The organism is Streptomyces sp. NBC_00576 (genome assembly GCF_036345175.1).
Lineage (GTDB): Bacteria > Actinomycetota > Actinomycetes > Streptomycetales > Streptomycetaceae > Streptomyces.
The window spans coordinates 1,953,247-1,978,092 of record NZ_CP107780.1 but is presented as its reverse complement, the minus strand read 5'-3'; the positions used below and the strand labels follow the sequence as shown (position 1 = coordinate 1,978,092).

Genomic DNA, 24,846 nt, shown 5'->3' with positions numbered 1-24,846 from the left:
AACGTCAAGTCGCCGATGGCTCCGAGCCTGCGGGCGAAGGCTGTCACCACCGGCCTGCTGGTCCTCTTCGTGCTGTACTCCCTCGCGCCCACCTGGTTCCTGCTGGTCTCCAGCACCAAGAACCAGAGCGACCTCTACTCCACGTTCGGCCTGTGGTTCTCCGCCAACCACTTCATGGACAACCTCCGTGACATCTGGGCCTATCACGACCACCTGTTCGTCCGCTGGATCGGCAACTCGATCCTCTACTCGGCCGTCGGCGCGTTCGGCTCCACGCTGATCTCGGTGGCGGCCGGCTACGGCCTGGCGAAGTTCGACTTCCGGGGCCGGGGTGCGATCTTCGGCACCATCGTCGGCGCTTCGCTGCTGCCCGGCACGCTGCTGGCCCTGCCGCTGTATCTGTTGTTCGCCCAGATCGGGCTGACCAACACGGTCTGGTCGGTGCTGATCCCGTACTTCGTCAACCCGTTCGGTGTGTACCTGGGCAAGGTCTACGCAGACAGCTCGGTGCCGGCCGAACTGCTGGAGGCGGCCCGGCTCGACGGCGCGGGCGAGCTACGGATCTTCTCGTCGATCTCGTTGAAGCTGATGACCACGGGGGCCATCACCATCTTCATGCTCGACTTCGTCGGTATCTGGAACAACTTCTTCATTCCCCTGTTCATGCTCAACGGCGAACGCTCCTTCCCCGTCACCCTCGGGCTGTTCGCCTGGGAGAAGCAGTCCCAGTCCGGCATCAACATGAACACCCTGGTCCTGACCGGGTCCCTGCTGTCGATCATCCCGCTCGCCGTCTTCATGTTCGCCCTGCAGAAGTACTGGCGCAGCGGCGTGCTGGTCGGCAGCGTCAAATAGCTTTCGCGAACGCCGACGAAAGGCACAGCCATGTCCACGGCCCCACGACGACGTGAGGTTCTGAAGTACGCAGGCACCACCGGCGCCGCAGTCGGCCTCGGCTGGCTGGGCAGCGCACCCGCCGCCGCCGTCACGCCGGTCGAACCGGGCTCAGCGGCCGCGTCAAAGGCCTCGGCAGCCGCCTGCGAGCCCCTTGACATCGTTATCTTCGGTGACCCGGCCTCCGAGACCGCGCACCACCTCGACGCAGCCCTCTCCGATACCGTCACCGGCGGCCTCGGCCAGAGCGCCCGCGTGCTCAACCCCGCCGACACGGCTTCCTACTGGGGCGGCACGCTCACCTTCGACGTCAAGGTCAGCCCCACCGGCACCACATACGTGACAGTCCGGCTCTGGGGCGACGACCACGACCCCACCGCCACCGAGGCGGGCTTCGGCTCCAAGAACTGGCGGCTGCAGTTGTTCTGCGAGGGCCTTCAGATCGGCTACCAGGACGAGGGCGCGGTCGACAGCCTCGACATCCTCGACACCTCGCCCCGCGCCCCGGGCCGTTTCTTCTTCCACACCCTGCCGCTGCCGGAGAGGCTCACCGCGGGCAAGAAGACGGTGAGCCTGGAGATCCGCTCGATGGGCCGCATCTGGTCCTACGGCCAGAACCAGGCACAGCTGTACTACAACCAGACCACGCCCTCGCGTGGCATCTACCGCCTGTACACCCACACCGACCCCTACTTCGTCGCGCCCAGGGGCGAGGTCCAGGGCACGGCTCCGGTGCCCGTGGCGCGCACCACGGGCGCGGAGGTCCTGGACGCCGTCAAGGCCCGGGTCCAGAAGGAACAGTCGGACTACCTCAACACCGCGACCCCCGCCGCCATGGACGGCTGGGCGATGCAGTCGCTCGCCGAGGGCTATCTGTGGTCCGGCAGCCCCGCCTACCAGCAGGACGCCGCCGTCGAGCGCGTCCTGCAGGCGATCGACGGCCGTTATATGGCCTGGCAGTCCGACGCGACCGTGCTCACCGGCTCGGACCAGCAGTGGCAGGGCTTCGGCCGGGTCGGGCTGTGCCTGGACCTGCTCTGGGAGCACCTCGGTGACCGGCTCGACGCGAAGGTCACCGGGTCCCCGTACGAGATAGCCAACGCCGGCTTCGAGGACGGCGGCGCCACTCCCACCTCCTGGGCCATGCCCAGCTGGGCCTCCGGCGGTGGCGGCACCTGGGCCCGCGACACCACCGTCTCGCGCACCGGCTCGGCCTCCCTCAGACTCACCGCCACAGCCGCGAGCGGTTACAGCTACGTCTACTCCACCCCCAGGACCAAGGTCGGCTCCGGCACCTACACCTATGGTGCCTGGATCAGGACCGACGGCGTCACCGGCGCGGGCGCGCACATCGACCCGCTGTTCTTTGACGCGAGCGGCACTCTGGTCGGCAGCGACCACAAGGTGTTCTCGACGACCGGCACCCACGACTGGGAGTACGTCTGCGTCGACCTGGCGACGCCCGGCACCGCCACCCAGATGGAGCTCCATCTGCGCCTGACCGGTCCCGGCAGCGCCTGGTTCGACTCCGTCACCCTCGTCAAGCCCACCGAACTGCGCAATCCCGGGTTCGAGAGCGGGGGTGCCACCCCCGACCACTGGGTCATGCCCAGCTGGGCCTCCGGCGGTGGCGGCACCTGGGCCCGCGACACCACCGTCTCGCGCTCCGGCTCAGCCTCGCTCAAGCTCACCGCGACCGGCTCCGCCGGCTACAGCTACGTCTACGCCACCCCGAAGATCCGGGTCGGTTCGGGCACCTACACCTATGGTGCCTGGATCAGGACCGACGGCGTCACCGGCGCGGGCGCGCACATCGACCCGCTGTTCTACGACGCGAACGGCAGCCTGGTCGGGAGCGACCACAAGCAGTACGCGACCACCGGCACCCACGACTGGGAGTACGTCTCCCTCGACATCGCGACCCCCGACGGCGCCACCCAGGTCGAGTTCCATCTGCGCCTGGCCGGCCCCGGCAGCGCCTGGTTCGACGACATCGACCTCATCGCCCCGGCCGCCGAAGCCGCGCAACAGCCGGTGCGCCGGGCGGCGTACAGGACGATGCTGCAGACCAGCCGCGACTACTGGCGGCAGCACTTCCCGCACTACTCCAACCAGGCCCAGATCTGCGCCATCGGCATCTACCAGGCCAACCGCGGCCTGGGGCTGCTCGACCCGGGCCTGGCCCTGCCGGAGGACAAGGCCCGCGACTACCTGTACCAGTCGATCGGCATGGCGCCCTACCTCGGCCCCGAGGACGCGGACGGCAACCCGGCCAAGCCGCTGGGCGCGGACTACTACCAGGTCACCAAGGCGGGTCTGACCCGCGAGCTGGGCTATGTCGGCAGCTACGGCGAGGTCACCGACTGGCTGGTCATGATGTACGAGTCGGTGACCCGGGGCCACGGCGGCCAGGAGGCCCCCGAGTTGCGTGAGCACATGATCAAGATGGTCAAGGCGCGTGGCCGCTTCCGGGTCGTGGACGTGGACGGCGCGGGCGCCCGGGTCTCCCGGACCGAGACCGTCATCGGCTGGCGCAACGAGGTCTACCCCGGCGCGATCGCCTACGCCTCCCGTACCGCCTGGGACTCCAACCCGCTGATGTCCGCCGCCGCCTTCAAGGACCCCGACCTCGTCGGCTGGACCCAGGAAATGGTGGACGACGGCCAGCTCTACCCGCAGCTCCAGCTGATCGCCACCTACAACTGGACCCGGGTCGGCCTCAACGCACTGCGCCTGGTCTCCCGCGACTGGGACGACTTCCAGACGCTCGCCGCCCGCCCGGGCCGGCTGCCCACCGGCTGGGAAAGCCCCGACTTCGTCTTCACCGACGAGGAGAACGGCGCCGTCGCGATCAAGCACGGTCAGGAGGTGCTCTTCGCCTCGCTCTACTGGCGGGCCCGCCAGGGCGTCAACAACTACGCCCGCGTCCACCACGTCACCCCCGTCGACCAGCGTTCGGCGACGATCCGCCAGCACTCCGCGGGCACCACCGACGACACTTTCACCGCCCGCGACTGGATCCTGTGGGACTACGCCATCAACGACCCGGGCGCCGGCCACCTCCCGCCCGGCGGTTTCCCCCCGCCCGGCGACACCCTCCATCAGTCCCAGGAGGGCGACGTCTACCGTCTCGCCCCCGTCCCGGCCGACGTCCCCGACCCGACCCTCGGCGTCCACTTCGACGGCGTCGAGACCATGCTCGTCGGCAAGGCGCCCTTCTACTACTGCGAGTACGGCGACTACCTGATCGCCATGAACACCAGCACCGACAAGGCCTTCACCCTCCCCGCCCGCCAGGACTTCGGCCCCGCCCGTGACCTGGCCACCGGCAGGACCGTCGGCGCCGGCGTACGCCCCAAGGTCGGCCCGCGCAGCACGCTCGTCCTCCGCCGGATCTGACCGCCGTCCCGTCCCGTTCCCCCTCATCCCGTTGTCCTCATCCCGTTCCCTTCACCGCACTCAGCGCCGAGTCGACAAGGAACCCCGTGAACGAGCCGCCGCGTTTCCCGCCCCCTCTCACCTCCGAACTCCCGGCCCCCGCCGACCCGTACGGCCCCTCCGCCCCGCCCAGTCGGCGCCGCCTGCTGAAACTCACCGCGATCGGCGCCGGCGCGGCCGGGATCGCGGGCGCCGCAGGACTGGCGGGGGCGACGAGTGCCGCCGCCGTCACTTCGGGCCTGACCTCGCTGACCCATCCCGGTGTGCTGCACAGCCTCACCGACCTCAACCGGATGCGTACCAAGGTCGCCGCCGGAGCCTCACCCTGGATCGAGGGCTACAACGTCTTCGCGGCCGACTTCTTCTCGTCGTCCTCGTACGTGGTCGCGGGCGGCCGGGCGACCGTCACCCGGGGCACCAGCCCCGAGGACGGCAACACAGATCTCTGGTACGACTGCAACGCCGCCTACCAGAACGCCGTCATGTGGTACATCACCGGCGACACCGCCCACGCCTACAAGGCACTGGAGATCATCAAGTCCTGGACCGACGCGCTCGAGACCATCAACGGCGCCGACGCGGAACTCGCCGCCGGGATCTACGGCGCCAAGCTGGCCGCCGCCGTCGAGATCATGCACTACACCGGCCCGTCGGGCAGCTGGTCGGTCTCCGAACTCGCGGCCACCGTCGCGATGTTCCAGAACATCTTCGTGCCGCTCATCAACATCTACGGTGACGGCGGCTACGGACTGATGGGCCTCAAGGGCATGCTGCAGATCGCCGTGGCCTGCAACAACCTCACCCTCTTCAACGACGCGTACAACGCCTTCTACACCAACAGCTGCTGCGGGTTGACCAAACTCGTCCAGTCCGGCACCGGCCAGTGCTGCGAGTCCGGCCGTGACCAGGCGCACACCCAGCTGATCCTGGGTTCGCTCGCCGAGATCTGCCAGACCGGCTGGATCCAGGGCCTCGACATGTACGGGGCGTCCACCTCGCTGCTGCTGTCGGGCTTCGAGTACACGGCGAAGTACAACCTCGGAAACAAAGTCCCCTACGACGCCACCTTCGGACGGTGCAACTGGCACTGGTCGGCCCTCTCCACCACCGGGCGCGGCACCTTCCGGCCCATCTACGAGATGGCGTACAACCACTACGTCAAGCGGGCCGGCAAGTCCGCCCCGTACACGGCACAGGTGGCGGCCAACCTCCGGCCGGAGGGCGCGCCGTTCCAGTGCGACCACCCCGGCTTCGGCACCCTGCTGTTCTCCCTCTGATCTCCCTCTGACGTCTGATCGGACGACGCTACGTGATCCACAATCCCGTCCTGCGCGGCTTCGAGCCCGACCCGGTGATCCTGCGGGTCGGCGACGAGGACTACTACATCGCCACGTCGACCTTCGAGTGGTACCCCGGAGTGCGTCTCCACCACTCCCGGGACCTGGTCGACTGGCGTGCGCTGGGCGGCGCGCTGGACAGCCGCCGGCTGCTCGATCTGGCCGGGGTCCCCGACTCCGGCGGGATCTGGGCGCCGGGGCTGTCCTACGCGGACGGTCTGTTCCACCTGGTCTTCACGGTGGTGGACACATACGCGGAAGGCTGGAAGGACCTGCCGAACTTCGTGACCACCGCGCCCTCGATCGAGGGCCCGTGGTCCGACCCGGTACCACTGCACGGGCGGGGTTTCGACGTATCGCTGTTCCACGACGACGACGGCAGCAGCTGGCTGCTGAACATGCGCTTCGACTGGCGGCCGGAGAAGGAGTCCTTCGCCGGGATCGAGCTGCAGGAGTACGACCGTACCTCGCGCAAGCTCCTCGGGAAGCCCCGGACGATCACCGTGGGCACGGCCGCAGGCGTCGCCGAGGGCCCGCACCTCTACCGCCGGAACGGCTGGTACTACCTCGTGCACGCCGAGGGCGGCACCGGCTACGAGCACGGAGCCGCCGTCGCCCGCTCCCGCGACCTCTTCGGCCCGTACGAGCCGGACCCGGCCGGGCCGCTGCTCACCGCCCGCCACGACCCGAAACTGGAACTGCAGAAAGCCGGCCACTGCTCGCTGGTGGAGACCCCGTCCGGTCAGTGGTACGCGGCCCACATCACCGCCCGCCCCTACACCGAGCGCGGCCGCTGCGTCATGGGCCGGGAGACCGCCCTCCAGCCCGTGACCTGGACCGAGGACGGCTGGCCGCGCATCACGGGCGGCATCCCCGCAGTGACCGTCCAGGGCCCCGGCCTGACACCCGCCCCGTTCCCGGCGCAGCCCGCGACCGACCGTTTCGACCCGCCCGTGCTCGGCCCCGACTGGTCCACCCTGCGCCGCCCGGCCGGGGAGGACTGGCTCAGCCTCACCGAACACCCCGGCTCCCTGCGGATCCGGGGCGGCCAGTCCCCGGTCGGCCGCCGGTCCCCGAGCCTGGTCGCCCGCCGGGTCACGTCCGCTCGCTGCTCGTTCGAGACGCGGGTGACCTTCGACCCCCGTACGCCGGACCACCTGGCGGGCGTCACCGCTTACTACAACACCCGCAACTGGCACTACCTGTACGCCACCGCCGAGGACGACGGCAGCCCGGTCCTCAAGGTCCTCAGCTGTGAGCAGGGCGCCCTCACCGCCCGCCCCGCCCGGGTGCCGCTCACCGCCGGCGCGCCCGTCGTGCTGCGGGCCGAACTCGACGGCCCCGTGCTGCACTTCGCGTACGACGCCGGCAGCGGCCCGCACGCCCTGCCGCTCGCACTGGACGCCACCGTGCTGTCGGACGAGGCCGCCGACGAGTTCCACGACGGCCAGCTGAGGGTCCTGGGCTTCACCGGCGCGATGCTCGGCCTGTGGGTACAGGATCTCGACGGCGCGGGCGTGCACGCCGACTTCGCCTACGCGACGTACGAAGAAGTGACGCCGTGACAACCGCCGTGGAACTCTTCCACACCGTTCTCGGACCCCCCGGCGCGCCCGCCCTGCTGCTGGTCCACGGCTGGGGCGGCGATGGCCGCGAGTGGTCGCCGCACGCCGAAGTACTGGCCGCCGAGCACCGAGTCATCGTCCCCGACCTACGGGGGCACGGCCGTTCCCCCGTCCCGGACGAGGACAACACACCGGCGGCGATGGCCCATGACCTGATGGCGCTCCTCACGTGCCTGGGGACCGGTCCGGTCATCGCCGTCGGCCATTCCATGGGCGTCCAGGTCGTCAACCTGCTCGCCATCGGCCACCCGGACCGCGTACGGTCCGTCATCGCCCTCGACCCCGCCCACGGCGCGCACGGCGCCGAGCTGGACGACATCCCCCTGCGTCTGGCCGCCTACCGCGAGAACGGCGCCCGCGAGGCCGCCTCGTTCGTGGCCGGGGCCTTCTCGCCCCAGGCCCCGCCCGGCCTGCGCACCGCGCACATCCGGACGGTGCTCGGCACCCCGGACCATGTCATCGCCCAGGCGTACGCGGGCATGTACACCGACCCGGGCGCGGTCGGCATCCGCCCGCACAGCGAGGCGTACCTGCGCCGCCGCATCCAGCCCGCTCTGACCGTCTGGACCTCGGCGGAAGCCGCCGAGTGGGAGAGCCGGCACCTGCACGTACCCGGCTCCCACGTCGACCACTGGCCTGCCACCGGGCACTACCTGCATGAGGAGCGCCCGGAGCGGACCATCGCAGTCATCGGGGAGTGGGCAGCTCGGGACAAACACTGACGTGCTCGGGTCTGCGATCCGTGTGAAGCCGGATGTGGAGGATCTTCGTCCGGCGGCTGAGGTGCCCCGGCCCGTCCGCGCGAGCTCTTACGGATACTGGTTGCTGGCTCTCTTTGGCCTACTGGCTCAGCCACTCGGTGGCGTTCAGGGCGAGGGCGGCGTTGGTGGCGCCGGTGTCGTTCCAGCCGTCGTGGAGGGTGTTGCCGGACTGGCCGGTACCGTCGTCGATCGGCGAACTGTCGCCCCAGAAGGCGACCTTGCCGCTGCCGAAGGTGCTGGTGGCGAAGAAGGCGCCGGTGTTGCCGGAGTAACCGGTGCGGTAGAGCAGGCCCTTGACGCCGGAGTTGTCGGCCGGCTTGAGGGTGGCCGTGGTGCCGCTGGCGATGAGGGTCTTGGTGACGGTGCCGAAGGAGCCGTGCAGCACGGGGTTGCTGCTGTCGCTGATGGCGCTCGGGTAGTCGGAGCTGATGCTGAGCGAGTCGATGGAGAAGCCGAACGGGTCGGTGGAGTCGACGCTGTTGTTGGTCAACCACAGCCCCACGAGCCAGCGGCGAGCGATCCGCATCACAGGAAATCCCGTGGAAAGCAACATGACCACCGCGTCGAAGTCCGTCGTCGTGGTTACTGTTCGGCGGCCTCTCGGGCGATCTGCTCGAACTGGGCGCCCATGGCCTCGCCGAGCGCCTGGGCGGCGGAGAGCGGGCGCACCATCACCGTGAACTCGTCGATCTTCCCGTCGTCGTCGAAGTGCAGGAAGTCGCATCCCTGGAGCTGCTTGCCGGCCACAGTGGCGGTGAAGACGAAGGCGTGATCGCGGCCGTCGGAATTGGCGATCTCACGGACGTAGGTGAAGTCCTCGAAGACCCGGAGCACGCCGCGCAGGATCGCCGCGGTGATCGCCTTGCCCGGGTACGGCTTGAAGGTGACGGGGCTGGTGAAGACGACGTCGTCGGCCAGCAGAGCGGCCACGGCGTCCAGGTCGCGGCTCTCGACGGCCTTGCGGAAGGGATGCATGAGCCCACCTTCGATACTCAAAAATGTGAATAGGTGTGGCAGAGAATAGAGGGCCCTATAGGGCTTGTCTACAGGGGAGGGGTGACTATCAGTCACGTTGTTGATTAATCTGTTAGCGTGCATCCATGGCTTTGCGGAACGCGGTGATGGCCGCGCTGTTGAAGGGCGAGGCGTCCGGGTACGACCTCGCGAAGGCGTTCGATGCGACGGTCGCCAACTTCTGGATGTCGACGCCTCAGCAGCTCTACCGGGAGCTGGATCGCATGGAGGCCGAAGGACTCGTCACGGCCCGCGTCGTCGAGCAGAAGCGCCGCCCCAACAAGCGACTGTTCTCCTTGACGGAGGCCGGGCGAAAGGCCGTCCACGCCTACACCGCCGAGCCCTTGGGTAAGCCGGCGGTGATCCGGGACGAGTTGCTTGTCAAGGTGCAGTGCCTGGACGCGGGCGACATGGAAGCGGTCCGGACCGCCATCGCCGAGCGCATGGAGTGGGCCACCGCCAAGCTGGCCCGCTACGAGCAGCTCCGGCAGCGCCTGCTCGACGGGCGCTCCGAGGAGGCGTACTTCGCCGAGGCCGAGCGCATCGGCCCGTATCTCACCCTGCTGCGCGGGATGTCGTTCGAGCGGGAGAACCTCCAGTGGGGGGACATGGCGCTGCGCAGGATCGAGCAGCGCACAGCGGCACAGCGGGCCGACGGCTGACCGCGACGATCCCACCTGCACGATCGGTCAAGAAATTGGGGGTGGGGCGATCGTGCCCGCCTCCACCCCTCACCGGTCGTCGGACTATGCCCGGGCGAGGAGCGGCTGCGGTTCCTCGTCGGCGGGAATGCGATGGAGTCCCTTGCGGTCGTAGAACCGGGTCACGCCGAAGCCGAAGAGGCCGGCGACCGCGAGTCCCACGCCCAGCATCACCCAGCCCCGGGTCAGACCCGCGTCGGCCTGGGCGTCGTAGTAGAGGATCGAGCGGACGGCGCCCGTGATCTGGCGCAGGGGCTCGAACTCGCCGAGGACGCGGTAGAAACCGGGGAGGGCTTGGAGAGGGACCGTGGCGCCGGACGTCGGTACCGCCATGGCGATGTAGAAGATCGTGATGAACAGCATCCCCGGCGTGCCGAACACAGCGAGCAGTCCGAGCCCGCCGATGCCGACAACCGCGATCGTGCACACGGAGAAGAGCCACAGCAGGGGCAGGTGAGAGGCGTCCATGCCCATGATGCCCACCGCACCGGCCAGGGCCAGGCTGCCCATGAGCAGGGACAGACCGATCATGAGCGTGCTGCTGATGGCCAGGGTCTGGACGCGAGTCGCGCGCAGCAGCGGGTTGTGGACCCGCAGCGGGCCCAGGTCGCTGTGGGTGTAGCCGAGGGCGTGGTCCACCTGGCCGCTGATGACGTTGGCGGCGAGCATGCCGCAGACGACGAGGACGAGGGAGTAGTAGAAGGCACTCAGACCGAGGCCGCTGTGCGAGTCGAGCGGATGCCCGTCCTCGATCTGCACCACGGCCGGGTCGGCCAGCAGCAGGCGCGCGGCAGCGGGCAGCTGGGCCTGCGCGGCCTCGGCCTGAGCGGTCAGCTGTTCACCCACCTGCGCGGAGGCCGACTGCGCGGCCGTCGTCGTGGCCTGCCGCGCCATGCTCGACCCCACGCTGCCGGCGGACTGGTTGGTCAGCACGGTGAGTGTCGGGCGGACGGGCTTGCCGGCTACCCCGGGGCCGGTGAGGGCGGCGACAGTGGCGGTGAAGTCGCGGGGCACGACGAGCGCGCCGAACAACTTGCCCTTGCCCAGTTCCTCCTTCATCTCCTCCTCGTCCATCAGCTTCCAGTCGATCCTGTCTCCGCCCTGGGACGACTTCTTGATCGACTGGGTGATCTGTGCACCGAGGTCGGTCTGCTTGCCACCGACCTTCGACCCCTCATCGGCGCTGACCAGGCCGACGGGCAGCTTGTGCAGGTGACCGGCAGGGTCGACGTTGGCGCCGACGTAGAACACCGTGAACAGCAGTGCCACGAAGCCCACGATGACGCCGTTGACGGTCCACAGACGCTTCGCGCGCAGGACGCGGAAGGGGTGGGCGTTACTCATTTCCAGCTCCGGTACGAGGAAGAGAGACGTGCAGCAGGAGGAGCCGCCGGCGTCGTCGCGGGCGGAGCCTCACACGGCTGAGGAGGTGTCCCCGGTGGACGCGGCCACCGGAAGCAGGGTCGGCCGCTTGGCCTGGCGGCCGTCGCCGGAGGAGCGGCCACGCAGGCGGCGGCCGACCCAGGGGCCGAGGAAGGTGCCGGCCCAGCGCAGTTCGGCACCCACGGTCCTCCAGCCGGAGATGCCTGTCCTCTCGGCCGGAAGGGGGAGGGTCCATGTGTCGTCGCTGTCCGGCAGAGCGAGCGCATGGGCCACGGCAGCCGCGATGCGCGCGTGCCCCAGCGGGCCGGCGTGCAGCCGGTCAGCACTCCACAACCGCGGATCGGTCGCCGCCGCGTGCGCGGCCGTCTCCGCCACCACCACACCGTGGCGGTCGGCGGCCTCCCGGATGCGTGCGTTGAGTGCGAGAACCCGGTGACCGATCGGGCGGGCCAACGGCGTGATACGCCCGACATCGGGAAACATGAGGGTCGCGACGGTGGCGCCCTGCGCGGTGAGGGCGGCGAACATCGCCTCGACATGGCCGGCCACCTCGTCGAGGTCGCAGCCCGGGCGCAACACGTCGTTGACCCCAGCCACCACGGTGGCGAGGTCGGGCCGCATCGCGAGAGCCGGAGCCAGCTGCTCGACGCGCACCTGACCGGCCTTACGGCCGCGCACCGCGAGGTTGGCGTAGCGCAGGCCGGGGCTGTGGCGGGCGACCTGCTCGGCGAGCCGGTCCGCCCAGCCCCGAAGACCACGGACGTCGTCGCCGTCCCCGAGCCCCTCGGTGTGACTGTCGCCCAGGGCGACATAGCGCAGATACCCACTGCTCGACACGGGGCCGACCGCCTCTCGTCAACGCTGCTGATGGGGGTGGCACACGGCCATCGCTAAACAACTAGGCACCTAGTCGCATTGTTGAATATGAGGATAGCTGCGGGCTCACCTTCCTGCAAAGTGACGCCGCTCAGGCAGGAGCTGAGGCCGTCGAGGGCGGTCCACCGCCGCAGTCCACCACCTTGGTCCCGCGCCGACCTCACCGCCCATTCCCTCTTCAGGCCCGAGCACCGACCACGGTCTGCGCCGGCATCTGAGCGCCCGGGTCGCAACGGCAGGCACAAGGCGCGGCGGTTCCTCGACGGAACATCCGCGGGCGAGGTACAGGGTCAGCCGGTGCGCAAGACGTCCAGCACCATCAGGGCCACGTGCAATGCGGTGCGCTGTTCGCCGGATTCGAGGTCGCAGTCCAGCAGGCGCTCGATGGTGCGCAGGCGTTGGTAGAACGTCTCGCGGGACAGCCCGCCGCGGCGGGCGGCGCTGGTTTTGTTGCCGGCCACGTCGAGGTAGTGGCGGAGGGTCGTCAGCAGGTCGGTGCCGTGTCGGGCGTCGTGATCGAGGAGGCGGCCGAGTCGTCGTTCGGCGTATCCCTGGATCCGGGTGTCCTCGCGGAGCGCGTACAGCAGGCGGCGCAGGTCGACATCGCGGAGTTCGTGGAAGGAGCGGCCCGGGGGCAGAGGCTGGTCGGGCGGGGTGGCCTCGGCCACGCGGCTCGCCTGATGAAAGGAACGGGGAGTGTCAGTGAGGTGGTCGACCTCCAAGCCGACGCTCACGACGGCCCTCGGGGACAGGTCGCGCGCCACGTGGCTCAGCCGTTCGACCGCGGGTTGCCAGGGGTGTGAGGGGCTCAGGGCGAGCAGTACTCCCAGGCGGCCGGGGGTCAGTTCGCCGATGAGCGCCGGGATTCCCGTGGCGTGCAGGACTTGGGAGAGGAGGGCCTCGGCATGCGTTGTGGTGTCTTTTGCGGGGAGGTCCACCACGACCGTGAGGAAGCGGCTGTTCTCGGCGGGCAGGCCCAGTGCGGCCAGCCGGGCGCAGGCGTCCGCTGCGGAGCGGTGGCGCTGCTCGACGAGGTCGCGCAGAGCGTTGCGGTGCGCTGTGCTTTCCCAGGGGGTCGGGTGGGTGAGGCGCGCGACGGTCAGGGCCATCGCCGTCCTTTCCAGGACGGTGATGTGCTCCGGTCCGAAGGCCGGTTCGATGGTGGGGACGGGCAGCATGGCCACGCGGCCCCAACGTTCACCTTGATACTCGACCGATGCCGTGAGCCAGCCTTCCGGGCCGCGTCGGCTCGTGCGGTCGCCGGGCGGGGTTGCTCTCGAGCGCTGCTCCCAGTCGGTGAGCGCTTCCTCCAGGGTGGCGCCGGAGGGTTCGCAGATCAGTGCCTGGTGGACCAGATTTTCCAGGACGACCGTGCGGCCGCTCATCTCGGCTGCCGCGCGCATGACGTCCTCGGGTCCGGCGCCGCGCAGGGTCAGCGTCGTGAACGCCTCGTGGACGCGCTGGGTGCGGCGCATCGCCTCGGCCTGGTTGCCGAGGATGAGGCCGTGGACGACCTGGGTGACCTCGAGGAAGTTGACGTCCTTGGTGAGGGTGATCAGGGGCAGCCCGCGGGTGCGGCAGGCATGGACGAGTGCGTCGGGCGGGCGGTGGTAGCGCCGTACGAGTTCGATGACCAGGGCCGCCGCCCCGATGCGGGCGAGTTCGTCGACGTAGCGTTGGATGCCTGCGGACTCCTCGGGCAGGGGCATGCCGGTGGTCAGGACGAGTTCGCCGCCCTTGAGGAAGGACGCGGGATCCGTCAGCTCGGTGATGTGGACCCAGCGGACCGGCCGGTCGAGCAAGGTCACGCCGGTCACGACCTGGGGCTGGCCGGCGGCCAGGACGGGCAGAGCAAGGACGTCGGCGATGGTGAGGGCGCGGGCGGGCGGGGTGCTGTCCGGGCCGCCCATGTCCGGCGGTCGTGCCGTCGAACGGCTGTCGTTCACGGTGTCTCCATGGGGGTGCCCCGCCCGAGCGAAGCCGAGAGGGGGAGTGCCCGGCCACTGTGACAAGCCTTGCTGACCTGCGCAAGGGCAGCCCTGCCTCGGTGGATGAGGCAGTGAGCGCCGCATTTCCGGCCCGTGCTTGACACAACGTCCGAACAGCGGGCCCGTACCGGACAGATCGCGCGTTGGCTCGCCGCCGGGCGGCGGAGATGCTCGGCAGAGCGCACCAGTCCGACGACCCACGCCGGGAGACGACCATGACCGCACTGTCGCCGCACCTTCGCCAGGCCACGCCCGTCGTGGCGGCCCGGGGCGAGGGCGTCCACCTCTTCGACCAGGACGGCCGCCGCTACCTCGACTTCACCGCGGGTATCGGCGTGACCAGCACCGGGCATTGCCACCCCAGGGTCGTGGCGGCGGCGCAGGAGCAGGTAGGCACGCTGATCCACGGCCAGTACACGACGGTCATGCACCAGCCCCTGCGCCGCCTCGTCGACAAGCTCGGCGAGGTGCTGCCGGCCGGCCTGGACAGCCTGTTCTTCACCAACTCCGGCAGCGAGGCCGTCGAGGCCGCGCTGCGTCTGGCCCGCCAGGCCACCGGCCGGCCGAACGTCATCGTGTGTCACGGCGGCTTCCACGGCCGTACGGTCGCCGCCGCCTCCATGACCACCTCGGGTACCCGCTTCCGCTCCGGGTTCTCGCCGCTGATGAGCGGGGTGGTCGTCACCCCGTTCCCGTCGGCCTACCGCTACGGCTGGGACGAGGAGACCGCCACCCGCTTCGCCCTGCAGGAGCTCGACTACACGCTCCAGACGATCTCCTCGCCCGCCGACACAGCCGCGATCATCGTCGAGCCGGTGCTCGGCGAAGGTGGGTACGTGCCTGCCAACCGGGTCTTCATGGAAGGGCTGCGGGAGCGCGCGGACCGCCACGGGTTCCTCCTGATCCTCGATGAGGTGCAGACCGGCGTCGGCCGCACCGGCCGCTTCTGGGGGCATGACCACTTCGGTGTCACGCCCGACATCCTCGTCACTGCCAAGGGTCTGGCCAGCGGCTTCCCGCTGTCCGGGATCGCCGCCTCCGAGGAGCTGATGGCCAAGGCGTGGCCGGGCTCGCAGGGTGGCACGTACGGCGCCAACGCCGTGGCCTGCGCCGCGGCCTGCGCCACCCTCGACGTCGTACGCGACGAGAAGCTCGTCGAGAACGCCGAGGCGATGGGCGAGCGGCTGCGACACGGTCTGGAGGCGGTGGCCGACCGGACGCCGGGCATCGGCGACGTGCGGGGCCTCGGGCTGATGCTGGCCACCGAGTTCGTCACCGAGGACGGCAGCCCCGACCCCGAGACCGCCGCCCGCGTGCAGCGCGCCGCCATCGACGAGGGCCTGCTCCTGCTGCTGTGCGGCGCCTGGAACCAGGTTGTACGGATGATCCCGGCCCTCGTCATCGACGAGACGGCGGTTGACGAGGGCCTCCAGGCGTGGGCGACCGCTGTGGAAGCCGGTACCTCAGGAGCATCGCCGCGATGAGCGACAGCGCGGCGCGGCTGACCGCCCGCCTCACCGAGACGGCTCCCGGCCTGCGGGTGGAATCCGGCCCGGGCGCCCTCGGCCCGTACGCCTACGACGCCTCCAACTACCGTGTCCCCCCGCAGGCTGTGGCCTTCCCCCGCAGCGCCGACGACGTGGTCGCGGTGCTGCGGGCCTGTAAGGAGACGGGCGTCCCCATCACCGCGCGCGGCGGCGGCACCAGCATGGCCGGCAACGCGGTCGGGCCGGGCGTCGTCCTGGACTTCTCCCGGTACATGAACCGGATCCTGGACATCGACCCGGCCGGCGGGACCGCGCGTGTCGAGGCCGGAGTCGTCCTCGACGCGCTGCAGAGCGCGACCGCCCTGCACGGGCTGTCTTTCGGCCCCGACCCGTCCTCGCACAGCCGCTGCACCATCGGCGGGATGGTCGGCAACGACGCGTGCGGCAACCGGTCCGTGCGGCACGGACGGACCAGCAGCCACATCGAGGCGCTGGAGATCGTGACGGCCGACGGCGTGCGGGCCGTCGCCGACCGTACCGGCCTGCACCCGACCGACCCACGCGACACCGACCACGTCACCCGCCTCGAAGCGGACGTACGACGCCTGATCGGCGACAACCTGGGGCCGATCAGGACCGAGCTGGGCCAGATCCCCCGTCAGGTCTCCGGCTACCAGCTGCACCACCTGCTGCCCGAGCGCGGCTTCGACATGGCCCGCGCGTTGGTCGGCACCGAGGGCTCCTGTGCGGTCGTCACCGCCGCGACGGTCCGCCTGGTGGCGACTGCACAGGCTTCGGCGCTGCTGACCCTCGGCTACGACGACGTCGTCGACGCGGCCGAGGATGTGCCGGAGATCCTGCGGTGGAATCCGACCGCCGTCGAGGGCATGGACGAGGCGATCGTCGCCACCATGCGCGCCCGCCGCGGCCCCGACTCCGTCACGGGACTGCCCGAGGGGCGCGCCTGGCTGTACGTCGAGCTCGACGGCGACGACCAGGCCACGGTCAATACGCGCGCGGCCGAGCTCCTCGACGTGCTCAAGGCACAGGGTCGGACGACCGGCGGGCGGGTTGTGGAGAGCGCGTCCGAGCGGCGCTCCTTGTGGCGGGTCCGCGAGGACGGGGCCGGCCTGGCCGCCCGCCTCGTCGACGGCGGAGAGTCGTGGCCGGGCTGGGAGGACTCGGCGGTGGCGCCCGAGAACCTCGCCGGATACCTGCGGGACTTCCGCAGGCTGCTGGCCGATCACGGGCTCACGGGTGTGATGTACGGGCACTTCGGCGCCGGATGCGTCCACGTGCGCATCGACTTCGACCTCGCCACGGACGAGGGCCGCGCCGCCGCCCGCCGCTTCCTGCACGAGGCGGCCGCCCTGGTCGTCGCGCACGGCGGGACACTGTCGGGCGAGCACGGTGACGGACGGGCCCGCGGTGAGCTGCTGGAGGTCATGTACAGCCACCGGATGATCCGGGCGTTCGCCGCCTTCAAGGAGGTCTTCGACCCCGAGGGGCTGCTGAACCCGGGCGTCATAGTGGCGCCGGCCCCGCTCGACGCCGATCTCGCGCTGCACCAGATCCAGCCCCTGGCCACGGAGTTCACCTTCCCGCACGACGAGGACGGCTTCGCGGGCGCGGCCCGCCGCTGCGTCGGCGTCGGCCGATGTCGCAGCGACGCGGGCGGCGTGATGTGCCCCAGCTACCGGGCCACAGGCGAGGAGAACGACTCCACGCGGGGCCGGGCCCGCCTCCTCCAGGAGATGGTGCGCGGCGAGACCATTCAGGACGGCTGGCGGTCCACGGAGGTACGGGACGCCCTCGACCTGTGCCTGTCCTGCAAGGCATGCTCCAGCGACTGCCCGGTCGGCGTCGACATGGCCACCTACAAGGCGGAGTTCCTGCACCAGCACTACAAGGGCAGGATCCGGCCGCGCTCCCACTACTCGCTGGGCTGGCTGCCCTTGACCTCCGCCCTCGCCGGATACGCCGCCCGTCCTCTCAACGTCCTGTTGCGCGGACCGATCGGCACACTGCTCGCCCGTCTTGGAGGCGTCACGACGAAGCGCAGGATCCCCGCCTTCGCCCCCCGGCGCAGCCTGCGCCGGGTCCTGCGCAAGGCGAAGAGCGGCGAACCGGCGAAGGCCCTGCTCTTCGTCGACAGCTTCACCCGCGCCTTCCGTCCCGAGGTCGCGGGAGCCGCGAGCCGCGTGCTCGCCGACGCGGGAATCCCCTGCACGGCTCAGGACGGCTTGTGCTGCGGTCTGACCTGGGTCAGCACCGGCCAGCTCTCCGTGGCCCGCAAAATCATGGCCCGTACGGTCGCTCACCTCGACAACGGCGACGAACGGCCCATCATCGTGGCCGAACCGAGCTGTGCCGCCGCGCTCAAGCGCGACGTGCCCGAGCTTCTCGGGACGGACGCCGCCCGTCGGGTCGCGGACCGCGTTCACACCTTCACGGGCGCCCTGACCGACCTGGCCGCCGCCGACTGGATGCCTCCCGAGCTGCCGGACGACGTCGTCCTGCAGACCCACTGTCACGAGTACGCCACCTTCAAGGGCAGCCGCCCCGCCGACCTGCTGCGCCGACTGGGTGTGGGCAAGGTCGACGAGGCCGAGGGCTGCTGCGGACTCGCCGGCAACTTCGGCTTCGAGGAACAGCACTACGACACCTCGATGGCCGTCGCCGGCCTGGCCCTGAAACCTCGCCTCGACGGCATCGGCCAGGACACGCCGACCGTCGTCGTGGCCGACGGCTTCAGCTGCGCCACCCAGATCGACCATCTCGCCGGTGACCGGGGCCTCCGGGCCCTGCACCTCGCGGAGCTCCTCGACCCCGCTGCCGACCAACCAGGAGAGACGTCATGACCGACACACCCACGCAGTTGTTCATCGGTGGGTCCTGGCTGGACGCCGCGGACGGCGCCACCATGCCCGTGGACGACCCCGCGACCGGTGAGATCATCGCCCGTGTTGCCGACGCGGGCGCCAAGGACGCCAAACTCGCGGAGGAAGCTGCGGTCCAGGCGCAGGAGGAGTGGGCCCGTACGGCCCCGCGGGCGCGCAGTGAGATCCTGCGCCGGGCCTACGAGATCATTCTCGAGCGCACCGACGAGCTCGCCCACCTGATGACGTCGGAGATGGGAAAGCCGCTGGCCGAGGCCAGGGGAGAGGTGGCGTACGCGGCCGAGTTCTTCCGGTGGTTCTCCGAGGAGGCCGTCCGTATCGACGGCGGCGGAGGCATCCTGCCCGACGGCCGCAACCGCATGCTGCTGTCCCGCCGCCCGGTCGGCCCCTGTCTGCTGATCACCCCGTGGAACTTCCCCCTGGCCATGGGCACCCGCAAGATCGGCCCGGCGATCGCGGCCGGCTGCACGATGGTGCTCAAGCCGGCCCCGCAGACCCCTCTGTCCAGCCTGGCCCTCGCCGCAATCCTCCAGGAGGCCGGGCTGCCGGACGGCGTGCTGAACGTCGTCACCACCTCGCGTGCGGGAGAGGTGTGCGAACCGCTCCTGCGCGGCGGGCAGATCCGCAAGCTCTCCTTCACCGGCTCCACCAACGTCGGGCGGCTGCTGCTCGCCCAGTGCGCCGACGCCGTCGTACGCACCTCGATGGAGCTGGGCGGCAACGCGCCGTTCATCGTCTTCGAGGACGCCGACCTGGACAAGGCCGTCGACGGCGCCATGCTCGCCAAGATGCGCAACATGGGCGAGGCGTGCACCGCCGCCAACCGCTTCTTCGTACACCACTCGGTGGCGGAGGAGTTCGGACGTCGCCTGGCCGAGCGCATGGGCGCGCTCGTGGTCGGTCCCGGTACCCGGGACGGCGTCGACGTCGGACCGCTGATCGACAGGGCCGGGCGGGCCAAGGTCGAGGAACTGGTCGCCGACGCGGTGGAGCGCGGCGCGCAGGTGCTCGTCGGCGGCCGCGCGCCCGAAGGGCCGGGTTGCTTCTACCCGCCGACCGTCCTCACCGACGTCGACTCGGGCAGCCGGCTGATGGACACGGAGATCTTCGGCCCCGTGGCGGCGATCCTCACCTTCGATGACGAGGACGAGGTGATCCGCCGGGCCAACGACACCCCCTGGGGACTCGTCGGCTACGTCTTCACCGAGGGCCTGGACCGCGCCCTTCGCGTCAGTGAACGCCTGGAGGTGGGCATGGTCGGTCTGAACACCGGCCTCGTCTCCAACCCTGCTGCCCCCTTCGGCGGCGTCAAGCAGTCCGGGCTCGGGCGCGAGGGCGGCCGGGTCGGCATCGACGAGTTCCTGGAGTACCAGTACCTCGCGGTGCCCGTGCGATGACGGCGGTCATGCCCTGACTCCTCCGCCTCGCGCACCGCGACGGGCCGCCCCCGTGCCTGGTTTCCACACCGCCGGGCACGGGGGCAGACGGCCTTCAGCGACACCGGGTGGTGTCCCTTTGCCGTCACCGACTGGCATCCCGGACTGGTACCACCCGGTGTCGGCCAGGGCGTTGGCGATGGCCCTCACCGGCTGCCGGGTGCGGCGTCCGGGTGGAACGAGCGTGAGCTCTTGGGTGTCCGGCTTGTCGTGGAGGCAGGCACCGGTTTCTCGGCTCCACCTCGATGCGGAATGAAGCGCGGCACCTGCGCGGCACCCGCCCCTGTTTCGACCAGGGGCGCGCAGGGGAGCGGCTGTCAACCCAGGCGGCGAGCGGTGATCTCCGCTGCGGTGTCGGCGACCAGCCGGCCCAGCTCGGGCAGCCGGTCCGCCGAGAAGCGGGAGTCGGGAAGGGAGACAGCCACGGCGGCCAGCGGGCTGCCGTCGCCGTCCAGGACGGGCGCGGCGATGGCGCAGACACCGGCCAGGTACTGGTTGCGGTTGACGGCGTAACCGTTCTTGCGGACGCGCCGCAGTTCGGCGCGCAGTTCCGCGGGGTCGGTGGGGGTGGAGTCGCTGTAGCTCTCCAGTCCGCGGGTGACGATCTCGTCGATGTCCGCCTCCGGCAGATGGGCGAGGACGGCGTGTCCGGTGGCGGTGGCGTGCAGGGGCGAGGTGTCGCCGATGGCGTGGTAGGTCCGTACGGCATGGTCGCAGTCGACGCGGTCGACGACGACCATGCACTGGGGTGCGTCCGGTACGCAGAGGTGGATGGTCTCGTTCACTGTGTCGCGGAGGCGGACCATGGGTTCGCGTGCGGCGGCGTAGAGGCTGGATCCCTGGAGGGCGGCGGGGCGTACGGCGAGGACGCGGGCGCCGATCTCCCAGCGGGTGGTGTCCTTGCGGTTGGCGCGCAGCCAGCCGGCTCCCGCCAGGGAGACCAGGGTGCGCTGCACGGTCGACTTGGGCAGCCCGAACAGCTTGGTGAGTTCCCCCACGGTCACCGGCTGGTGCTGGGCGACGGCCTCCAGCATGCGCAAGGACCTGGTCACGCTCTTCATTTCCATCTGGTTTCCCCCCGTTGGTCCTCGAAATTTTCGGACGACACCCTCTTGACTCCCTCCCGGGTGGCTGCCATTCTCGTGCCAGATTTCAGCATAGCATGCCACTATGTGGCACGGCTGAGTCGGGGGTGAGAGAGCCGGCCTCGCTCACTGAGAAGTTCCTCGGCACCTTGTACCTCGCGGATGCCGTTGCGAGGACGGCGGTCACGCCCTGACCGCGCCGTCTCGCGCATCGCGCGGGGCCGTCCCGCGCCCAGGTCGGCGGGGATCGCGCCGGCCGCCCGGCTCCACCAGGAGATCGGCGTCCAGAGGATTCACGAGCGGCTGCGGGAGCTGACTCGTTACTGGGTGGATCTCGCCGGGGACATTCCCGGATTCCGGCTGCACACGCCGCTGGACACCGAGAACCTGGGCGCCGTCACCCTGTTCTCGATCGACCACCTCGACAACAGGGCCGTGGAGCGGGAGCTGAGAGAGGCCCACCAGGTCCATACGAAATACCGCGAGGTACGGCATCTGCGGGGGGTTCCGCGTGTCACCGCACATCTACATGCGCAAGGACGAGCTCGACCGCTTCGTCGCGGCGCTCTCAGAGGTGGTCCAGAAGGAGTACTCGGCGCGCGGGCTCCGCTGACCTCCGGGTCGGCTGCTGGTTCGGCGCCCGGCGGGTCGCTCCGCCTGCGCGGCTGCCTGGCCGCGTGCCGGGGCCAGGCAGCCGTCCCTTCTCAGCCGCCCAGGCGGCGCGCCGCGATTTCCGTCGCCGTGTCAGCGACGAGGCGGCCCCACGTGGGCAGCCGGTCCGGCTCGAACCGGGAAGCGGGCATCGAAATCGCCACCGCCGCGAGCGGCGTGGCGTCCGCGTCCAGGATGGCTGCGGCCACCGCGCACACGTCCGGCCGGTACTGGTTGAGATTCACCGAGTAACCGTCCCCCCGCACGCGGTCCAGCTCCGCCCGCAGTCCGGCGGCATCGGTCGGCGTGGAGTCGTTGAAGCGCTCCAGTCCACGCTCGACGAGTTCCTCGACGTCCGCCCTCGGCAGGTGCGCGAGGATCGCCCGCCCGGTGGCGGTGGCATGCAGCGGCGAGGTGTCGCCGATGTTGATGAACGTCCGTACCGCCTGGTCACAGTCCACGCGGTCGACCACCACCACGCACTGCAACGCGTCCGGCACCGAGAGGTGGATGGTCTCGTTCACTGTGTCGCGGAGGCGGACCATGGGTTCGCGTGCGGCGGCGTAGAGGCTGGATCCCTGGAGGGCGGCGGGGCGTACGGCGAGGACGCGGGCGCCGATCTCCCAGCGGGTGGTGTCCTTGCGGTTGGCGCGCAGCCAGCCGGCTTCGGCCAGGGTGACCAGGGTGCGCTGCACGGTCGACTTGGGCAGCCCGAAGATCTTGGTCAGTTCGCCGACGGTCACAGGCTGGTGCTGCGCGACCGCTTCCAGGACGCGCAGAGACCTGATCACGCTCTTCATTTCCATCCGGTTTCCCCCTGTTAATCCTCGAAATATCTGATCGACACCCTCTTGACTCCCTCAGGAGTGGCTGTCATTCTCGTGCCAGATCCTAGCACATCGTTCCACAATGTGGCACGGGCTAGCAGGGGGCAATTACGAAGTCCCCTTCCCCGGACAGTGCAGACGTGGTCATCGACCCGGCGCCGCGGTCCATCCGGAATCCAAGAGTCCGCAACCGGGCGTTCAGCATCCACGCCCCGGGAGACGAAAGGAACCCCTTGTGTCTGCCAAGAAGCGCGTCGCCGTCGTAGGCGTCGGAACGATGGGCAGCCAGGCCGCCTGGCGACTGGCCGCCCGCGGAGCCGAGGTCGTCGGGTACGACCGCTTCGCCCCGGGCCACGACCGCAGCGCCGCCGGCGGCGAGACCCGGATCTTCCGCAGCGCGCACTTCGAGGACTCCCGGTACGTCCCGCTCCTCAAGCACGCCGACGCCCTGTGGGAGCAGCTCCAGCAGGACACTGGCCGCGAACTGCGCCGGCTGACCGGCTGCCTGCTGATGGGGCCGACCGAGCATCAGCAGATGGCCACCGTCCTCGAGTCCATCGCCGAGCACGGCCTGGACCACGAGGTGCTGGACGCCGAGGCGCTCGCCAAGCGCTTCCCGCAGTTCCGGATCGAGGACGGCGACGCGGCCGTACTCGACCGCCGGGCGGGCTTCATCCGGCCCGAGCTGACGATCCAGACCGCCGCTAGCCGCGCCGAAGAGCTCGGCGCCCGCATCCACCGCTACACCACGGTCCGCGAGATCGTGCCCGTCGCGAACGGTGTCGAGATCCGCACCGACGAGGGCAGTGAGCATTTCGACACCGCCGTCGTCAGCCCCGGCCCGTGGGTGAACGACCTGCTCCCGGACCTGCCGTGGGAGGTGGACATCCGCCGGCTGATCAGCGCCTGGTACGTGCCCACCGCGGACGCCTGGTTCGGCGAGGAGCGCCCGGCGTTCATCCGTACGGCACCCACCCACTGCTACGGCCTGCCCTCCCCGGACGGCATCTCCGTCAAGCTCGGCCTCTCCCGAGCCCTGCACCGTCCGGCCGGCGACCCGAACCAGCTGGACCGGACCGTGCAGCCGGAGGAGCTGGAGGTCTTCACCGAGCTCATCGGCCAGTACATGCCGGACCTGAACCCCGACCCGACCCGGCTCTCCGTCTACATGGAGGGCTACACCGAGAGCAGCCGTCCGCTGGTCGGACCGTTGCCAGGCGGGCAAGGGAATGAGCATATTGTCCTTCTTGCCGGGTTCTCCGGTCACGGTTTCAAGCTCTCGCCCGCCTTCGGCGACATCGCGGCCGACCTGGCGCTCGACGGCGCCTCGCCGCAGCCCATCGACTTCATCTCGACCCTCGACCGGACGGAAGCGTAACGACGATGACCACGAACACGTCCCTCCTCGTCGGCACGCTCAGCGCCGAGCCCGGCAGCAAGACCCGCGGCACCCTGCCCGTAGACCTCGGCACGCTCACCGTCGACGTCCCGCTCACCCTCGTCAACGGCACCAACCCCGGGCCCCGCGTCCTCATCACGGCCGGTGTGCACGGCGGCGAGTTCAGCGGCATCGACGCGGCCACCCGGCTCGCCGCCCTGCTGGAGCCCGGCGAGGTGCACGGCCAGGTCGTCATCTGCCCCGTCGCCAACCCCCCGGCCGTCTACGAGGGACGCCTCGGCGTCTCCCCGGTCGACGGTGTGAACATCAACCGCGTCTTCCCGGGCGACCCGGAGGGCGGCCCCACCGAGCGTCTCGCGGCGTGGCTGTTCGCCAACCTGGTGGACGGCGCCGACGCCTACGTCGACCTGCACTCCGGCGGCATCGACGAGGTCCTGAAGAACTTCGTCGGCTACCGCCTCACCGGCGACCCGGAACTGGACGCGAAGACCGCGGACATGGCCGGCGCCGTCGGCATCGAGGACGTCATCTTCGGAACGAACGCCGACGGCGGCAACAGTCACGCGGCAGCCGCCCGCCAGGGCGTCCCGGCGATCCTCGTGGAGACCGGCCAGCTCGGCGAACGCGACGCGGACACCGCCCGTCGCCTCGTCGACGGTCTGTACGGGGTACTGGGCCGGCTCGGCGTCCTGGAGACCAAGCCCCAGGACGACCCGGCCGTCCGCGCCTGGGTCTGGGCCGCCGGCGTCACCTCCGAGGCGACCGGCCTGTGGTACCCGGAGTTCAGCGTCGGCGACGACGTGACGGAGGGCCGGCTCCTCGGCCGGGTCATCGACCCGGCCGACGGCACCGAGCACAAGGTCCACGCCCCGGCCGCCGGGCGGATCTTCTACGGCATGCGCGGCCTGACCGTCGCCCTCGGCGCCGAGCTGGCCGCCATCGCCGCCCCCGCGCCGCGGGATCCCGGCCACTGAACCCCCACTCCAAAGCCCCCCGTACCGGCAAGAACCGCATCGCACCCCCCGCGCACATCCCCTCCTTTCT

Annotated in this window: 17 protein-coding genes and 1 pseudogene; 11 read left to right on the top strand and 7 right to left on the bottom strand. The window is 70.4% G+C overall.

The features are described 5' to 3' along the window. Window positions 1-15: 15 nt before the first annotated feature. The 5 genes from OG734_RS08400 (at window position 16) to OG734_RS08380 (ending at window position 8,016) form a co-directional block, all read left to right on the top strand. Window positions 16-855: a carbohydrate ABC transporter permease gene (locus OG734_RS08400; protein ID WP_330293605.1), complete on the top strand. Its 840-nt coding sequence runs from the start codon at window positions 16-18 to the stop codon at window positions 853-855. 30 nt (window positions 856-885) lie between these two features. Further along, on the top strand, window positions 886-4,293 hold the full coding sequence (locus OG734_RS08395; RefSeq protein WP_330286840.1) for a Tat pathway signal sequence domain protein: 3,408 nt from the start codon (window positions 886-888) through the stop codon (window positions 4,291-4,293). An 86-nt stretch (window positions 4,294-4,379) separates the two neighbouring features. Next, the gene (locus tag OG734_RS08390) at window positions 4,380-5,609 is read left to right on the top strand and encodes a hypothetical protein (protein ID WP_330286839.1); all 1,230 of its coding nucleotides are present in this window, start codon (window positions 4,380-4,382) and stop codon (window positions 5,607-5,609) included. A 32-nt stretch (window positions 5,610-5,641) separates the two neighbouring features. Next, window positions 5,642-7,234, top strand: a complete 1,593-nt coding sequence (locus OG734_RS08385; protein WP_330286838.1) for a glycoside hydrolase family 43 protein — start codon at window positions 5,642-5,644, stop codon at window positions 7,232-7,234. After that, window positions 7,231-8,016 (top strand): alpha/beta fold hydrolase, encoded by a 786-nt coding sequence (locus tag OG734_RS08380; protein ID WP_330286837.1) that lies wholly within the window; start codon window positions 7,231-7,233, stop codon window positions 8,014-8,016. Before OG734_RS08385 ends, OG734_RS08380 begins: the two co-directional genes overlap by 4 nt. Window positions 8,017-8,140: 124 nt before the next feature. Here OG734_RS08380 and OG734_RS08375 read toward each other — a convergent pair. Together OG734_RS08375 and OG734_RS08370 are read right to left on the bottom strand one after the other, a co-directional pair. Beyond that, window positions 8,141-8,545: pseudogene (locus OG734_RS08375) on the bottom strand (hydrolase); the annotation flags it as partial. A gap of 92 nt (window positions 8,546-8,637) precedes the next feature. Next, entirely contained in the window at window positions 8,638-9,030 is a 393-nt protein-coding gene (locus OG734_RS08370) for a nuclear transport factor 2 family protein (protein ID WP_330286836.1), read from the bottom strand. A gap of 125 nt (window positions 9,031-9,155) precedes the next feature. Here OG734_RS08370 and OG734_RS08365 point away from each other — a divergent pair, with 125 nt between their 5' ends. Next, on the top strand, window positions 9,156-9,731 hold the full coding sequence (locus tag OG734_RS08365) for a PadR family transcriptional regulator (RefSeq protein ID WP_330286835.1): 576 nt from the start codon (window positions 9,156-9,158) through the stop codon (window positions 9,729-9,731). An 84-nt stretch (window positions 9,732-9,815) separates the two neighbouring features. On the opposite strand, the gene OG734_RS08360 is transcribed toward OG734_RS08365, so the two are convergent. From OG734_RS08360 to OG734_RS08350, 3 genes are all read right to left on the bottom strand, one after another. Then, window positions 9,816-11,114, bottom strand: a complete 1,299-nt coding sequence (locus OG734_RS08360; protein ID WP_330286834.1) for a DUF3533 domain-containing protein — start codon at window positions 11,112-11,114, stop codon at window positions 9,816-9,818. Between the two features lie 69 nt (window positions 11,115-11,183). Next, window positions 11,184-11,990, bottom strand: a complete 807-nt coding sequence (locus tag OG734_RS08355; protein WP_330286833.1) for an SGNH/GDSL hydrolase family protein — start codon at window positions 11,988-11,990, stop codon at window positions 11,184-11,186. A 329-nt stretch (window positions 11,991-12,319) separates the two neighbouring features. Further along, window positions 12,320-13,939: a PucR family transcriptional regulator gene (locus OG734_RS08350; protein WP_330293604.1), complete on the bottom strand. Its 1,620-nt coding sequence runs from the start codon at window positions 13,937-13,939 to the stop codon at window positions 12,320-12,322. Window positions 13,940-14,232: 293 nt separating this feature from the next. Between OG734_RS08350 and OG734_RS08345 the strand changes: the two genes are divergently transcribed. The 3 genes from OG734_RS08345 to OG734_RS08335 are packed head-to-tail and all read left to right on the top strand — an operon-like array spanning window position 14,233 to window position 19,801. Next, window positions 14,233-15,501 (top strand): aspartate aminotransferase family protein, encoded by a 1,269-nt coding sequence (locus OG734_RS08345; protein ID WP_330286832.1) that lies wholly within the window; start codon window positions 14,233-14,235, stop codon window positions 15,499-15,501. Further along, window positions 15,498-18,365: an FAD-binding and (Fe-S)-binding domain-containing protein gene (locus OG734_RS08340; protein WP_330286831.1), complete on the top strand. Its 2,868-nt coding sequence runs from the start codon at window positions 15,498-15,500 to the stop codon at window positions 18,363-18,365. The genes OG734_RS08345 and OG734_RS08340 overlap by 4 nt, the downstream gene beginning before the upstream one ends. Further along, window positions 18,362-19,801, top strand: a complete 1,440-nt coding sequence (locus OG734_RS08335) for an NAD-dependent succinate-semialdehyde dehydrogenase (RefSeq protein ID WP_330286830.1) — start codon at window positions 18,362-18,364, stop codon at window positions 19,799-19,801. Before OG734_RS08340 ends, OG734_RS08335 begins: the two co-directional genes overlap by 4 nt. 356 nt (window positions 19,802-20,157) lie before the next feature. Here OG734_RS08335 and OG734_RS08330 read toward each other — a convergent pair whose 3' ends face one another. Both OG734_RS08330 and OG734_RS08325 read right to left on the bottom strand, forming a co-directional pair. Next, window positions 20,158-20,901 carry an IclR family transcriptional regulator gene (locus OG734_RS08330; protein WP_330286829.1) on the bottom strand — a complete coding sequence of 248 codons (744 nt, stop codon included), beginning with the start codon at window positions 20,899-20,901 and terminating at the stop codon, window positions 20,158-20,160. A gap of 728 nt (window positions 20,902-21,629) precedes the next feature. Further along, the gene (locus OG734_RS08325; RefSeq protein ID WP_330293603.1) at window positions 21,630-22,376 is read right to left on the bottom strand and encodes an IclR family transcriptional regulator; all 747 of its coding nucleotides are present in this window, start codon (window positions 22,374-22,376) and stop codon (window positions 21,630-21,632) included. Window positions 22,377-22,638: 262 nt separating this feature from the next. Between OG734_RS08325 and solA the strand changes: the two genes are divergently transcribed. Further along, window positions 22,639-23,781: an N-methyl-L-tryptophan oxidase gene (solA, locus tag OG734_RS08320; protein WP_330286828.1), complete on the top strand. Its 1,143-nt coding sequence runs from the start codon at window positions 22,639-22,641 to the stop codon at window positions 23,779-23,781. 5 nt (window positions 23,782-23,786) lie between these two features. Next, complete coding sequence (locus OG734_RS08315; protein WP_330286827.1) at window positions 23,787-24,776, top strand: succinylglutamate desuccinylase/aspartoacylase domain-containing protein; 990 nt, start codon at window positions 23,787-23,789, stop codon at window positions 24,774-24,776. Window positions 24,777-24,846 lie beyond the last annotated feature (70 nt).